Here is a 14,155-nt window from a genome sequence, read left to right as displayed (position 1 = left end):
GAAAAAGATCGCAACCCGGCTGATGCCGGCTGCCGTGCGTTTCAGCCCGCTTGGATTATTTCATGCGGGCGAAACGGCACAGCAGCGATTATCAGGCATCCAGGCGGATCATGCCAGCGGCAACGGTCTGGTGCGTGACTTCGTCGATCAGGATGAAAGCGCCGGTAGCACGGATCGCATCGTAGCCATCCACTGCAATGGCTTGCTGGACATTGATCGACACGCGGGCGATGTCGTTCAACTTGAGCGACTCGGCCGGATGGCGTTGCTGCGTGTTGATGTCGAGCAAGGTGTCGATCTTCGTCACGCGCGCCGCCACCTGTTTGGTGGTGTGCTTGAGCCAGTATTTGCGGCGCGGGTCGAGCGCATCTTCGGACAGCCAGCACAGGTCGGCGTCGATGGTCTTGAGCTGCGTCGGCGCCTGCTCGGCGGATGCCAGCATGTCGCCGCGCGAAATGTCCAGGTATTCGTCCAGCAGGATCGTCACCGACTGGCCGGCCGCGGCAGAATGCAGCGAACCGTCCAGCGTCAGGATGTCCTTGACGGTGGCGCTTTGGCCGCTTGGCTGCACCAGCAGCTTGTCGCCCTTGCTCACCTTGCCGGCTTCGATGCGGCCCATGTAGCCGCGGAAGTCGTTGGCTTCGTGGCCGTTGTGGCGCGCCACCAATTGCACCGGGAAACGGAACGGTTCTTCGTGAGCATCTTCGTATACCGACAGCGACTCCAGCAGCGCGATCAGCGTCGGGCCCTTGTACCACGACAGCTTCTCGCTGGCGGTCACGACGTTGTCGCCGGCCAGCGCCGACAACGGGATCGGACGCACGTCCTTCAGGCCCAGCTGCGCCGCGAATTCCTGATACGCGCCGACGATGCGGTCGTACACGGTCTGGTCGTAATCGACCAGATCCATCTTGTTGACCGCGACCACGATGTGCTGGATTTGCAGCAGGTGGGCGATGGTCGAGTGGCGCTTGGTCTGCGTCAGCAATTCCACGCTGCCGTCGTCGCCAAGCTTGACTTTGGACACGTCGATCAGGATGATCACCGCGTCGGCAGTCGAGGCGCCGGTCACCATGTTGCGAGTGTATTGCTCGTGGCCCGGCGTGTCGGCGATGATGAACTTGCGCTTCGGCGTGGCGAAGTAGCGATACGCCACGTCGATGGTGATGCCTTGCTCGCGCTCGGCTTCGAGGCCGTCGGTGAGCAAGGACAAATCGATGGTGTCGCCCACGGTGCGCTTGTGCTTGGCGCGCGACATGGCGTCGAGCTGGTCGGCGAAGATGCCCTTGCTATCGAACAGCAGGCGGCCGATCAGCGTGCTCTTGCCATCATCCACCGAACCGGCGGTGATGAAGCGCAGCAGGCCGCGTTCGTGCGAAGTTACGTTGAGGTCTTTTTCGGCAACAGCGGCATTCATCAGAAATATCCTTCTTTTTTACGTTTTTCCATCGACGCTTCGGAGGTCTGGTCATCCATGCGCGTCGCGCCGCGTTCGGTAATTTGCGTGACGGCGGTTTCGGCGATGATGGCGTCCACGGTAGTCGCATCGGAGGCCACCGGGCAGGTGCATGAAATGTCGCCCACGGTGCGGAAGCGCACCACGCGGTTCTCGACGGTTTCGCCGTCCTTGGCCGGCGTCAGGTCGGTCAGCGGCACCAGCAGGCCGTTGCGCGGAATCACCTGGCGTTCATGCGCAAAATAGATCGGCGGCAGCGCCAGCTTTTCGCGGGCGATGTATTGCCAGACGTCGAGTTCGGTCCAGTTGGAGATCGGGAACACGCGCATGTTTTCGCCCGGATGCACGCGGGTGTTGTACAGGTCCCAGAGTTCGGGGCGTTGCGCTTTCGGATTCCATTGGCCGAACTCGTCGCGGAAGGAAAAGATGCGTTCCTTGGCGCGCGCCTTTTCTTCATCGCGACGGGCGCCGCCGATGCAGGCGTCGAACTTGAATTCGGCGATCGTTTCCAGCAGCGTCACGGCTTGCGCCGCATTGCGCGAATCGGTCAGTGGGTTGCGCAGGCGCACGGTGCCGCGCTTGATCGAGTCTTCCACCGAACGCACCACCAGCTTTTCGCCGAGTTCGGCGGCGCGCTGATCGCGGAAGGAAATCACTTCCGGGAAGTTGTGGCCGGTATCGATGTGCACCAGCGGGAACGGGAACTTGCCCGGACGGAACGCCTTCTCGGCGATGCGCAGCAGCACCACGGAATCCTTGCCGCCCGAGAACAGCAGGGCCGGGTTGCTGCACTCGGCCGCGACTTCGCGCATGATATGGATGGCTTCGGATTCCAGCCAGTCGAGGTGACGGCTGCTGGCGTTGTCCAGGAAGAGTTGTTCAACTGCTGTGTTCATGCGATGACCTTTGGTTCAAGTCGGATGTAAAACGGATATCGGAATATCGGAATATCGAGTACGGCGATGCCGGCAATGCCGTGCATCGGCATGGTGTTTGTTGCAGAGAAATCAGGCCGGCGCGGTCTGCGATTTGATGCGGATCAGCTTGCCGTCCACCACATGCAGGCCGCACTCCTTGGAGTCGGGGTTTTCCCACCACCAGCGGCCGGCGCGCACGTCTTCTCCCGGCTCGATGGGGCGGGTACAGGGCTCGCAACCGATCGAGGGATAGCCCTGGTCGTGCAGCGGGTTGTACGGCACTTGGTTGTCGCGGATGTATTGCCAGACGTCTTCTTCCGACCAGTCGGCCAGCGGATTGAACTTGGCCATGCCGTGCGCCGGATCGTCTTCCTGCACGTCGAGCGTGGCGCGCGTGACCGACTGTGCGCGGCGTTGGCCGGTGATCCAGGATTTGTTGCCGGCCAGCGCACGGTTGAGCGGCTCGATCTTGCGGATGCGGCAGCATTCCTTGCGCATGTCGACGCTGTCGTAGAAGGCGTTGAGGCCGTTCTGCGCAACGTATTGTTCGACGGCGGCAGGTTCCGGGCGATACGGCGTGACGTCGTAATCGTAGGTTTCCTTGATGCGATCGAGCATGCCCAGCGTCTCTTTGTGCAGACGGCCGGTTTCCAGCGTGAAGATGCCGATCTTGTCCTGCAGCTTGCCGCGCAGGATGAGGTCAGTCAGCACCATGTCCTCCGCCGCCATGCTGGAGGCGAACACGGCAGGCGTGTAGTCGGCGGCGATCTTTTCCAGCGTGGCGCGGGTAGCTTCGATGAGCGCTTGCAAAGCTTGTTCGGACATGGCGTTACTTCCTTTTCCCCTGATCGTGACGATGCTTAATCGCGGGTGACGACCGTCTCGCGTTTGGCGCGACGGAACAGCGGGTTCTTCTCATCCCACGAGGTCTGGTACTTTTCCGAAAAATCGGTCAGGCCCTTCAATGCATCGTGGATGTTCTTGTCGGCGCGCACGGCGAAGGCGTTGAAGCCGACGCGCTGCATGTAGAACAGCTGGTCGCGCAGCACGTCGCCGATGGCGCGCAGTTCGCCGGTGTAGCCGAGGCGGGCGCGCAGATTGTAGGCGATCGAATAGCCGCGGCCGTCGGCGAACTTGGGGAAGTCCACGGCGATGACCTTGAATGGTTGCAGATCGTCCTTCAACGCTTCCGGACGCTCGTCGCTGGCGAACCAGACGCCGAGTTCCGGGCGGCCTTGCAAGTTGCCGCGTTGCGCCTGCCATACCTTCAGCGGCACGATGATCTTGCCTTCCGGGACGGCGACGCCTTCCGGTGTTTCACCTTCGTTCAGGCGCAGTACGGTCCAGTCATCGCTGATGACGACTTTGTCCTTGATGATGTGGGCGGTATTAGGCACAGACGTCTTCTCCGGTTACATGACCTGCTTTGATCGGGCTTGCATAGACGAAGTCCTTGAACGGCGTGACGCCGATGCGGCGCACGGTGTCGATGAAGCGTTCGTCTTCGATGCGTTGTTTGACATACACCTGCAACAGGCGGTCGATCACGGTCGGCATCTGGTGCGCCGAGAACGACGGGCCGATGATCTTGCCGATGCTGGAGGTATTGCCTTGCGCGCCGCCCAGCGACACCTGATACCACTCGGCGCCGTCCTTGTCGACGCCCAGGATGCCGATGTTGCCGACATGGTGGTGGCCGCAGGCGTTGATGCAACCCGAGATATTCAGTTCGATGTCGCCGATGTCATGCTGGAAGTCGATGTTGTCGAAGCGTTCCGCGATGGCTTGTGCGATCGGGATCGACTTGGCGTTGGCCAGCGAGCAGAAGTCGCCGCCGGGGCAGCAGATGATATCGGTCAGCAGGCCGATGTTCGGCGTCGCCAGGCCGTGCGCCCTGGCTTCTTTCCACAGCGCGTACAGTTCGCTTTTCTTGACGTCGGCCAGCACCAGGTTCTGCTCGTGCGTGACGCGCAATTCGGAGAAGCTGTAACGGTCGGCCAGGTCGGCGACGAAGTCGAGCTGGTCGGCGGTGATGTCGCCCGGCGGCACGCCGGTTTTCTTCAGCGACAGGATCGCGGCTGCATAGCCGGGCACTTTGTGTTCCTTGACGTTGCGCTTGATCCAGTTGGCGAAGCCCTTGTCTTCGGCCTTCAGGCGTTCGTATTCGGCGTCGGTAGCCGGCAGGGTTTCATACGCAGGCTCGGTGAAGTAGTTCGCCACGCGCTGCAGTTCTTCTTCGGTCAGCGTCGACGGGCCGTCCTTGATGTCCTGCCATTCGGCTTCAACCTGGCGCGCGAACTCTTCAGGGCCGATGGCCTTGACCAGGATCTTGATGCGCGCCTTGTAGATGTTGTCGCGGCGGCCGTACTGGTTGTACACGCGCAGGATCGCTTCCAGGTAAGACATCGCGTGCTTCCATGGCAGGAAGTCGCGGATCTGGCTGCCGAGGATGGGCGTACGGCCCATGCCGCCGCCGACCAGCACGCGGAAACCGACTTCGCCGGCGTCGTTCTTGATCACATGCAGGCCGATGTCATGCACGGCGGTCGCAGCGCGGTCCTGCTCGGAACCGCTGATGGCGATCTTGAACTTGCGCGGCAGGTAAGCGAACTCGGGGTGGAAGGTGCTCCACTCGCGGATCAGTTCTGCGTAGGGACGCGGATCCACGATCTCGTCGGCGGCAACGCCGGCCAGTTCGTCCGAGGTGGTGTTGCGGATGCAGTTGCCGGAAGTCTGGATGGCGTGCATTTCGACCGTGGCCAGTTCAGCCAGGATGTCCGGCGATTCTTCCAGCTTGATCCAGTTGAACTGGATGTTCTGGCGCGTGGTGAAGTGACCGTAGCCACGATCGTATTTGCGCGCGATGTGGGCAAACATGCGGACCTGGCGCGATGCCAGCAGACCGTAGGGAACCGCGATGCGCAGCATGTAGGCATGGCGCTGCAGGTACAGGCCGTTCTGCAGGCGCAGGATGCGGAATTCGTCCTCGATCAGTTCATCGGAAAGGCGGCGGCGGACCTGGTCGCGGTACTGGGCAACGCGCTCTTTGACGATCAGGTGATCGTATTGGTCATAACGGTACATCTTGTCATCCCTGTTAACGTCTTGCAGAAGTCTTTCATGGAGACTTCATGTGATAAAAAAACAGCCTACCAAATCAGCTTCAAGGCAACGCTCGTCAGCGTAATCGCCAGCAGGCCACGCAGAAATTTCTCCGGCACCGCACGCGCGGCGAGGGAGCCGATGGTGATGCCCGGCACCGAACCCAGCAGCAACGCGCCGAGCAGGCTCCAGTCGATTGAACCCAGCCACCAGTGACCGAACGCCGCAATCGCCGTCAACGGCACCGCATAAGCGATGTCGGTGCCGGCGACTTCCGCGGGCGACAGACGCGGGTACAACAGCACCAGCAGCGTGGCCCCGACCGCACCGGCGCCGATCGAAGAGATCGTCACCAGCGCACCCAGCACGGCGCCTGCCAGAATGGTCGCCCGCGTCAGCTTGAGGCCTTGCAGCTGGCGCTCGGGATGGGCATTCAACCAATCCTGAAGTTTACTCTTAAACAGCAAAGCGATCACCGTGAGGAAAACGGAGATAGCGATGGAATAACGGATGACGAGGCTGATGCCGTCGCTGACTGCGCCGAAATGCTTGAGCAGCAGCGTCGTGACAATCGCCGCGGGCAGGGCGCCGTAGCACAGACGGCGCACGATATCCCAGCGTACGGTACCCTTGAAGCGATGCGCGAACGTGCCGGCCGTCTTCGTCGCCGAAGCAAAGGCCAGGTCGGTGCCGACCGCCACGCTGGGGTGGATGCCGAACAGCAGCGTCAGTAAGGGAGTCATCAGCGAGCCGCCGCCGACACCGGTCAATCCGACCAGCACACCGACAGCAAATCCGCTGACTACATAAGAAACAGTCATAACACCTCGTCTATAACAGGTCGAATCGTAATAAACTTAGGCCTCAAACCAAACTACATACTATTTATTTGCTTATATGCACATTCGGCATATACAAATTCATTTGCTGAGCATATCGAAGGACAGTCCATGAATCTGCATCAGTTCCGCTTCGTCAGGGAAGCGGTCAGGCAAAACTACAATCTGACTGAAGCCGCCAAAGCGTTGTTCACCTCGCAACCCGGCGTCTCGAAAGCGATCATCGAGCTGGAAGAAGAACTCGGCGTCGACATCTTTACCCGTCATGGCAAACGCATCCGCGGACTGACCGAGCCGGGCCGCGCGGTGTTGCGCTCGGTCGAGCTGATCATGCAGGAAGTCGACGGCCTCAAGCGCATCGGCAAGGAGTTCGCCGCCCACGACAGCGGCAGCTTCACCATCGCCACCACGCACACCCAGGCGCGCTATTCGCTGCCGAAGGTGGTGCAGGCCTTCACGCAAAAGTATCCCAAGGTCAGGTTGTCATTGCTGCAAGGCAATCCCAAGCAGATTACCGAAATGGTGCGCAACGACCAGGCCGACATTGCCATCGCCACCGAAGCGCTGGCTTCGGGCGAAGGACTTGTCTCTTTGCCATGTTATCAATGGGAACATGTGATGGTGGTGCCGCCCGAGCACCCCTTGCTGAAATCCAAAAACCTGTCGCTGGAAGAAATCGCCGGCTATCCGCTGATCACTTACGACGCCGCCTTCAGCGGCCGCAGCAAGATCGACCACGCGTTCTCGCTGCGCGACCTGAAACCGGATATCGTGCTTGAAGCCATCGACGCCGACGTCATCAAGACCTACGTCGAGCTGGGCATGGGCGTGGGCATCATCGCAGGCATGGCCTTCGATGCCGACCGCGACCGCGGCCTGCGTTCGCTCCCGGCCGGCCATCTGTTCGGCACCAACGTCTCCCGCGTGGCGCTCAAGCAGGGCGCCTACTTGCGCAGCTATGTCTATACCTTCATCGAATTGCTGGCGCCGACGCTCAACCGCAAGTTGATCGGGCAGGTCATGGAAGGCGAGAAGGACATGTACGAACTCTGACTTGCCCGCGGGCAGCTGGATCCAACTATCTGAATAATCGGAACTGAAGCAATGATGTCGATGCTTGCCGGCCTGCATGGCCATACTCTCCGCCGGGCGCGCCGGCTGTGGCTGCAATACGGGATTCTGTGGCTGGGCGCCGTGCTGGTGGGCCTGGTGGCGGTGATGTACGCCTGGCTGATCGATTTCGGTTTTGAGATGTTCAGCGCCATGCAGCGCGATCACGTTTGGCTGCCGCTGATCCTTACGCCGGCCATGAGCGCCCTGTGCGTGTGGTTGACGCGCCGTTTTTTTCCGGGGGCGGAGGGTAGCGGGATTCCCCAGGTGATTGCCTCTCTGGCAGAGGAGAACGATCGCGGAACTCCGCGTCCCTCTCGTGCGCCCGCGTTGCTGACGCTGAAAATCCTCGGCGGCAAGATCGGCATCTCCTTCCTCGGCATTCTGGGCGGCTTCACCATCGGCCGCGAAGGACCGACGGTGCATGTCGGCGCCGCGCTGATGTACAACATGCGGCGTTTCTATCCGCGTCCCAGCGCCATCCTCGAACGACGCCTTATCCTGGCCGGCGCCGCAGCCGGTTTGTCGGCCGCCTTCAACACACCGCTGGCCGGCATCGTCTTCGCGATCGAAGAACTGTCGCGCAGCTTCGAGCAGCGCGCCAGCGGTATCGTCATCACCACCATCATCTTCGCCGGCATCGTCGCACTCGGCCTGAACGGCAACTACACCTATTTCGGCACCATCAATGCCGGCAATGACAGCGCGCGTGAATTGATCGTTGCGGTCGTCGTCAGTGGCATCCTGATGGGCGTGGCCGGTGGTATCTTTTGCTGGCTGCTGCTCAATACCCACAAGTGGATTCCGGCGCCGTTGCGCACCTTGCGTGCCGAGCGTCCAGTGGTGTTCGGCGCATTGTGCGGCCTGGTCGTGGCGATCGTCGGCGTATGCGCGGGCGGCGTGACTTTCGGCAGCGGCTATGCCGAAGCCAAGGGTTTACTGAGCGGTCAGACGCAGTTGTCGGCGTGGTATCCCGTGGCCAAGATGGCCTCGATGGTGGGCTCTTACCTGCCGGGGATTCCGGGCGGCATCTTCGCACCGTCGCTGTCGATCGGCGCCGGCTTTGGCAATTTGCTGCACATGGTGTTCGAACACACCTCGCTGTCGATGCTGATCGCCCTGGCGATGGTGGGTTACCTGGCGGCGGTGACGCAATCGCCGATCACCGCCTTCGTGATCGTGATGGAGATGATCAACGGGCATGCGCTGGTGATTTCATTGATGGCGACGGCCTTGCTGGCCAGTCGCGTCTCCCGTTTCTTTGCGCCGCCGCTGTATGAGGCGCTGTCGGAACGTTATGCACCGGCGCCGCAGCATCATTGAGTCGTGTCCGATAGCGTTACCGCATGGCGTAAAAAAAGCTGAGACCGCGAACGGCCTCAGCTTTTTTCATTTTTTCTTTCCGGTTTTCTGCTCAGACTTGTGCGACGGCCTTGGCAGCGGAACGGCAGCCTTCCAGCAGGAAGGAGAGGCCGACCACCAGCACCAGTTCACCTTCAGCAGAGCGTGCAGTACCGGTAATGCCATTGGTCTGGATCGCGGTCAACGGTTTGATCACCAGATCGGCAGTGCCTTCTACGGCGCCGACGCTGAGGATGTAGGGGTGCGGTACCGCCATGACGATACCGACACGTTCGTTGCCCGGTTCATAGCCAAGTACGCCGGCCAGCGAGTGCACCGGCAATGGACGACCTTGATCGCGCAACACCGGCGCGCCGCCGACTTCGTCGAACTCGGCCGGCAATTCCACCACGCGTTCCACCACCGCCATCGGCAAGGCCAGCGCTGCACCGGCGGTGCGCACCAGCATGGTCGGGATGATCGACAATTCGATCGGCAGACGGATCGAGAAACGCGTACCGACGCCCAGCGTCGAATCGATGCGGATGGTGCCGCGGTGTTTTTCCACCGCCGTCTTCACCACGTCCATGCCGACGCCGCGGCCGGACACGCTTGACGCCACTTCCTTGGTCGAGAAGCCCGGCAGGAACACCAGTTGCAGCGCTTCGTCGTGGCTTTGCGCTTCGTGTTCGCCGATGAGTCCCTTGCCGATTGCCTTCTTGCGCAGGAAATCGGGATCCATGCCCTTGCCGTCGTCGAAGATTTCAATCATGACGCTGCTGGCTTCTTGCCATGCCTTGAGCGAAATGGTTGCCTTGTTCGGTTTGCCGGCGGCGCCGCGATCGGTTTCGATGCCGTGGTCGAGCGAGTTGCGCAGCATGTGGACCAGCGGATCGTAGAGGCTGTCCACGACCACACGGTCGACTTCGGTTTCGGCGCCGGAAATCGCCAGGTCGACGTCCTTGCCCAGGTCCTTGGCAAGTTCGCGTACCAGACGCGGGAATTTCTGGAACAGGCGGCCGACCGGTTGCATGCGTGTCGACAGCGTGGCGCGTTGCAGTTCGCTGGAATAGCGCGACGCGCGCCCGAGGGTTTCGGCCAGCGTCGACATCAGCGAAGCGGCGGTGCCTTCGAACTTGAACTGTTGCAATTTTTCCAGCAGTACGGCGGCCTGGTTGGCGGCCTGCACCGATTCGCCGGCAACTTCCAGCAGCGCATCGAGCTTGCCGGCATCGATACGGATGCTTTCTTCCTTGGCGTTGCCGGGCTGATTGTCAGTGGCGCGACGTGCTTGCACGGGGGCCGCAGCCGGCTTCGGCGTCGGCGTCGCGGACGGCAGCGACTTCGGATGGCCGGAGCTGCTTTCCGCTTCCGCAGGCGCAGCTTGAACAGGTGCGGCAGCAATTGGCGCTACCTCGCCGGTACCGCCGGAAACAGCCTGATACAAGGCGTTCCAGTCGAGCGAGCCATCAGCGCCGAGCACGCTGGCGCCGACGTTGGCGGAAGGCGCCGCGCCGGCAGCCGGCGCACCCGCAGCACCCGCAGCACCCGCAGCAGGCGTGGCAGCAATGGCCGCAGATGCAGCCGCTGCCGGCGCCGCTGCATTGCCTTCAATCGCTTGCGTCAGAATGTCTTCAAGGTCCTGCGGCATCGACGCCAGGCTGGCCGGATCGGCGCCGTTGGCCAGCTCATTGAGCTGGTCGGCGACGAAGCCGCTGGCTTGCAGCGCCGCTTCGATCGCCAGCGGCGTGACGGATGCCTTACCGGTGCGCAGCGCGTCGAACAGGTTTTCCGTCAAGTGACAGGCCGATACCATGGCCGGCAAATTGACGAAACCCGCACCGCCCTTGATGGTGTGGAAGGCGCGGAAAACCGCGTTCAGAATTTCCAGATCGTCAGGATGCCGTTCAAGAGTCAGTAGATGCTCTTCAACGCTAGTCGCGAGGTCCAAGGCCTCAACGACAAAATCCTTGAGCATTTCATCATCCATTAGAACCCCAGGTTAGCGAGTAAGTCATCCACATCATTCTGCGCCATGGCCGAGCCGGGAGCAGAAGGTCCGTTCAACAACTCTACCGGTTTGTCGGCCCCGATCGCCGCCTTGACTTCCGGCGGTGCGTTGTCGCGCAGCAGCTGCGCGAGCTCACGTTCCGCGATGGCGGTGATGCCGACGATCTTCTTGATCAACTGGCCGGTGATGTCCTGGAAGTCCTGCGCCATCATGATTTCGAGCATGCGGGCCTTTTCGACCTCGGTGGCTTCGATGACGGCGGAAGAGAATTTCTTGGAATCGTTGGCCAGGTTCTTGAATTCGTCGATGTTCATCTGGCCGGCGAACAGGCGCGCCCAGCGGTCATCGATGTCCTTGGCTTTGCTGGCGAGGGCGTCCTGGGCCGGCATGCCGGCGTCGATCGAATTGAGCACCTTGTTGGCGGCTTGTTCGGTCAGCGTGGCAACGTGCTCCAAGCGCCCCTGGGCGTCGCCGATCTGCGAAGCGACATCCGACAGCGAGCGGTCGTAGCCGAGTTCGCGCATGGAATCGTGCAGCAGACGGACGATGCCGCCCAGACGTTCGTACATGGGTTTGTCGGACTGGTCTTCGAGCGGATCTTCGGTTGCGCCCGAGGGGGCCGGAGCTGCCGGTGCAGCTGCTGCAACCGAAGCCGGCAGGGTTTGCGCCGAAATCTCATCGAATAGTGCCTCTAAATCAACGTCGTCACTCATGATCTTGGTATCTCCATACAAATTTGATGCGTTATTTGCTTCCGCCGCGAGGCAGGTAATCTGTCACAACTGAATTACAAGGTTCGACGAGATGGTTCAGTGATAGGAAGCTCCTGTTGCTGTAAGTGCGCGGCAGCGGCCGCCGGATATCCATTGCATATCGGCAACAAATAAAAAATCTGTAGAGAGCTTGCCCCTGTTTTTGCCTGATCCTCCGGAGTGTGTCCCGGCAGAGACGGACTTCCGCTATTTGTTGAATGGATTATAAGTCCCTGTCAAGCGGCTCCATCGGCTAAAAAGCGATGAAAATTCCCCATTTAAATGGCGTTATGGCGATCCTGTTGATCTTCGGGCAATCATAATGCAAGCCCGCTTCGTTTGTCACGGACGATTGCCGCTTGTGGCGTTGGCGCATACAATTGCGCCGTTTTGGTGCTCGCCGGCATGCTCGTGCCGGCAGTTAAACGGGAAGCACGGCGCGGTCGTCTCGCAAGTCTGTACGTCCGCCAACGTGCGCTGCCCCCGCAACGGTAAGCAAGCGTCGTTTCTTGTCGGAACGGCAACCTGCCGACCTCGCCACTGTGATCGCTGCGCAGCTTGTTTGCGACGCGTCATGGGAAGGCGCGGCGGGTCCGCTTGTAGCCCGGATACCGGCCACGACAGGGGAAGGCGTAGCTTTCCATTTCAATCCGGCTTGCGGGGAGGCAGGCGCGGAGATCATTGCAAACGAACATCATGACATTCACCGTTCCATCCCGCCGCACCGCGATTGCCTGCGCTTTCGTTGCCTTTCCGCTTGCCTGCTCCGCGGCACAAGCCGCCGGCGATCAAAACCTCACTCCGGTCCTCGTGACCGCCTCGCGCTTTCCGAACGACCCGGCGTTTCCACCCGTGGGCGCGACCGTGATCGGTGCAGAAGACATCCGCAACGCCGGCATCGACAATGTCAACGAGGCAATTCGCAAACTGGGCGGCGTGTACGGTCGCCAGAGCCTGGCAGGTCCGGGCGACTTCGCGCTCGACATGCGCGGCTTCGGCAGCAACGGAGATCAGAACATGGTGATCTTGATCAATGGCGTGCGTCTGTCTGAAAACGAATTGTCGACCGCCTTGCTGTCATCGGTGCCGATCGATTCCGTCGAGCGCATTGAAATCGTGCGCGGCGGCAGCAGTGTGCTGTATGGCGACGGCGCCACCGGCGGCACCATCCAGATCATCACCAAACGTCCGGCTGCGGACGCGGTTCATGGCAGCGTGGTCGGCGAGGTAGGCAATTACGGTTTGCGCAGCGGTCGCGCCAGTGTCGCCAAAGGCTGGGACGGCTTCGCATTGAATGCGGCGTATAGCAAGCAGCACGCCGACAATTATCGCGACAACAATGCTTCCAATCAGGAGAATTTCAGCGGCACGGCGCAGTGGTTTTCCAATGAAGGTCGGTTCGGCCTGCGGGTCGATCTGGCGCGCGCCGACTACGGCCTGGCCGGTTCGCTGAGCATGGCGCAATTCCTCGCCAATCCACGCCAGACCACCAGCCCGAAAGACTACGGTTCGTATGACAGCGACCGCATTACCGCCTTCTTCGAGCGAAAGTTCGGCGCGCTGGAAGCTGCCGCCGAACTGTCGCATCGCGAAAAAATCTCGCGCGCCAGCTACGGCGGCGGCACAGTCAGCGAAGTGCACAGCCGCACCACGCAATTTTCGCCGCGCTTGCGTCATCTCACAGAAGGCACCGTGCTGAAGAACGAACTGGTGGCCGGCATTGATTTCTCTGAATGGCAAATCGGCAATGTCGACGGCAGCGGCGACGCGGCGCAGACTGCACGCGCCGCGTACGTGCGCGATGAAGTGCAGATCGCCGGCAATACCCGTATCGCGCTGGGCCTGCGTCACGAAGTGATGGACAAGCGCAGCACCGCCAGCGCCTATGACAAGGCGCAGGGCGTCAATGCATGGGATCTGCAGGTCAGCCATGCGGTGGTCCCGTCATTGCGCCTGTTCGGCAAGGCGGGCCAAAGCTATCGCCTGCCGACTGCCGACGAAAATCGCGGCATCGTGCTGGCGGCAGGAGAAATCCTCAAGCCACAGACCTCGCATGACCTGGAGTTCGGTGCGACCTGGGGCGGCGCCGACAACAACGCCACGCTCAGGTGGTTTCGTCATCGCATCAAGGATGAATTGTTCTACGATCCCACCGTCGGCGCGTTCGGCGCCAACGTCAATCTCGATCCGACCAAACGGCAGGGCGTCGAACTTGAAGCCACTGCGCGCCTGAACGCTGACTTCAGCCTCAAGGCGAATTTCCAGCATATTGCAGCCACCTTCACGGGCGGTCCGAACGCCGGCAAGGAAATGGTGCTGGTGCCGAAGAACACCGCTTCGGCGCGGCTGAACTGGCAGTCCGGTATTCAAACGGTCAATCTTGGCGTGCAGTGGGCCGATGCACAGCGCTACGGCAGCGACTTCAGCAACACCTGCAATGCGCGCATGCCCTCATACACCACGGTTGATGCGCGCTATGCGGTGCGAGTGAGCGCATGGGAACTGGCGCTGACGGGCAGCAACCTGGGTGACCGGCATTATTTCTCGCAAGCCTTCGGCTGCGCGTCGGGCATCTATCCCGAACGCGGCCGTGCAGTAAAATTCACCGCCCGTTACGACTTTTAAAT

General features: G+C 61.2%; 11 protein-coding genes and 1 riboswitch. Of the genes, 3 read left to right on the top strand and 8 right to left on the bottom strand.

Annotation, left to right across the window (positions count from 1 at the left end; genetic code table 11):
* Positions 1-91 precede the first annotated feature (91 nt).
* The 6 genes from DXT88_RS16150 to DXT88_RS16125 all read right to left on the bottom strand — a co-directional run bounded on the left by DXT88_RS16150 (position 92) and on the right by DXT88_RS16125 (position 6,296).
* A complete protein-coding gene (locus tag DXT88_RS16150) occupies positions 92-1,417 on the bottom strand; it encodes a sulfate adenylyltransferase subunit 1 (RefSeq protein WP_265214969.1) in 1,326 nt (441 codons plus the stop codon).
* Positions 1,417-2,352, bottom strand: a complete 936-nt coding sequence (gene cysD, locus DXT88_RS16145) for a sulfate adenylyltransferase subunit CysD (RefSeq protein ID WP_265214967.1) — start codon at positions 2,350-2,352, stop codon at positions 1,417-1,419. Before cysD ends, DXT88_RS16150 begins: the two co-directional genes overlap by 1 nt.
* Positions 2,353-2,463: 111 nt before the next feature.
* The gene (locus tag DXT88_RS16140; RefSeq protein WP_265214965.1) at positions 2,464-3,198 is read right to left on the bottom strand and encodes a phosphoadenylyl-sulfate reductase; all 735 of its coding nucleotides are present in this window, start codon (positions 3,196-3,198) and stop codon (positions 2,464-2,466) included.
* A 35-nt stretch (positions 3,199-3,233) separates the two neighbouring features.
* The gene (locus DXT88_RS16135; protein ID WP_265214963.1) at positions 3,234-3,770 is read right to left on the bottom strand and encodes a DUF934 domain-containing protein; all 537 of its coding nucleotides are present in this window, start codon (positions 3,768-3,770) and stop codon (positions 3,234-3,236) included.
* The gene (locus tag DXT88_RS16130) at positions 3,763-5,457 is read right to left on the bottom strand and encodes a nitrite/sulfite reductase (RefSeq protein ID WP_016836422.1); all 1,695 of its coding nucleotides are present in this window, start codon (positions 5,455-5,457) and stop codon (positions 3,763-3,765) included. Before DXT88_RS16130 ends, DXT88_RS16135 begins: the two co-directional genes overlap by 8 nt.
* A gap of 65 nt (positions 5,458-5,522) precedes the next feature.
* Positions 5,523-6,296, bottom strand: coding sequence for a sulfite exporter TauE/SafE family protein (locus DXT88_RS16125; RefSeq protein ID WP_265214959.1), 774 nt, complete (start codon positions 6,294-6,296; stop codon positions 5,523-5,525).
* Between the two features lie 129 nt (positions 6,297-6,425).
* Here DXT88_RS16125 and DXT88_RS16120 point away from each other — a divergent pair, with 129 nt between their 5' ends.
* Together DXT88_RS16120 and DXT88_RS16115 are read left to right on the top strand one after the other, a co-directional pair.
* Positions 6,426-7,367, top strand: a complete 942-nt coding sequence (locus DXT88_RS16120) for a CysB family HTH-type transcriptional regulator (protein ID WP_265214957.1) — start codon at positions 6,426-6,428, stop codon at positions 7,365-7,367.
* Between the two features lie 51 nt (positions 7,368-7,418).
* Complete coding sequence (locus tag DXT88_RS16115) at positions 7,419-8,747, top strand: chloride channel protein (protein WP_265214956.1); 1,329 nt, start codon at positions 7,419-7,421, stop codon at positions 8,745-8,747.
* Positions 8,748-8,838: 91 nt separating this feature from the next.
* Here DXT88_RS16115 and DXT88_RS16110 read toward each other — a convergent pair whose 3' ends face one another.
* Together DXT88_RS16110 and DXT88_RS16105 are read right to left on the bottom strand one after the other, a co-directional pair.
* Complete coding sequence (locus tag DXT88_RS16110; RefSeq protein WP_265214955.1) at positions 8,839-10,755, bottom strand: chemotaxis protein CheA; 1,917 nt, start codon at positions 10,753-10,755, stop codon at positions 8,839-8,841.
* On the bottom strand, positions 10,755-11,489 hold the full coding sequence (locus tag DXT88_RS16105) for a protein phosphatase CheZ (protein WP_265214953.1): 735 nt from the start codon (positions 11,487-11,489) through the stop codon (positions 10,755-10,757). Before DXT88_RS16105 ends, DXT88_RS16110 begins: the two co-directional genes overlap by 1 nt.
* A 413-nt stretch (positions 11,490-11,902) precedes the next feature.
* A riboswitch (cobalamin riboswitch) is annotated at positions 11,903-12,162 on the top strand.
* Between the two features lie 62 nt (positions 12,163-12,224).
* Between DXT88_RS16105 and DXT88_RS16100 the strand changes: the two genes are divergently transcribed.
* The gene (locus tag DXT88_RS16100; protein ID WP_265214951.1) at positions 12,225-14,153 is read left to right on the top strand and encodes a TonB-dependent receptor family protein; all 1,929 of its coding nucleotides are present in this window, start codon (positions 12,225-12,227) and stop codon (positions 14,151-14,153) included.
* Positions 14,154-14,155: the final 2 nt, after the last annotated feature.

Origin of the sequence: Herbaspirillum lusitanum (assembly GCF_026127345.1) — a bacterium.
GTDB lineage: Bacteria > Pseudomonadota > Gammaproteobacteria > Burkholderiales > Burkholderiaceae_D > Herbaspirillum > Herbaspirillum lusitanum.
This window is presented reverse-complemented; position numbering and strand designations above follow the sequence as displayed.

Coding starts and splice junctions, on each gene's coding strand:
- DXT88_RS16130 (WP_016836422.1), bottom strand. CDS start 5,457: ATGTACCGTTATGACCAATACGATCACCTGATCGTCAAAGAGCGCGTT.
- DXT88_RS16110 (WP_265214955.1), bottom strand. CDS start 10,755: ATGGATGATGAAATGCTCAAGGATTTTGTCGTTGAGGCCTTGGACCTC.
- cysD (WP_265214967.1), bottom strand. CDS start 2,352: ATGAACACAGCAGTTGAACAACTCTTCCTGGACAACGCCAGCAGCCGT.
- DXT88_RS16115 (WP_265214956.1), top strand. CDS start 7,419: ATGATGTCGATGCTTGCCGGCCTGCATGGCCATACTCTCCGCCGGGCG.
- DXT88_RS16100 (WP_265214951.1), top strand. CDS start 12,225: ATGACATTCACCGTTCCATCCCGCCGCACCGCGATTGCCTGCGCTTTC.
- DXT88_RS16120 (WP_265214957.1), top strand. CDS start 6,426: ATGAATCTGCATCAGTTCCGCTTCGTCAGGGAAGCGGTCAGGCAAAAC.
- DXT88_RS16125 (WP_265214959.1), bottom strand. CDS start 6,296: ATGACTGTTTCTTATGTAGTCAGCGGATTTGCTGTCGGTGTGCTGGTC.
- DXT88_RS16140 (WP_265214965.1), bottom strand. CDS start 3,198: ATGTCCGAACAAGCTTTGCAAGCGCTCATCGAAGCTACCCGCGCCACG.
- DXT88_RS16105 (WP_265214953.1), bottom strand. CDS start 11,489: ATGAGTGACGACGTTGATTTAGAGGCACTATTCGATGAGATTTCGGCG.
- DXT88_RS16150 (WP_265214969.1), bottom strand. CDS start 1,417: ATGAATGCCGCTGTTGCCGAAAAAGACCTCAACGTAACTTCGCACGAA.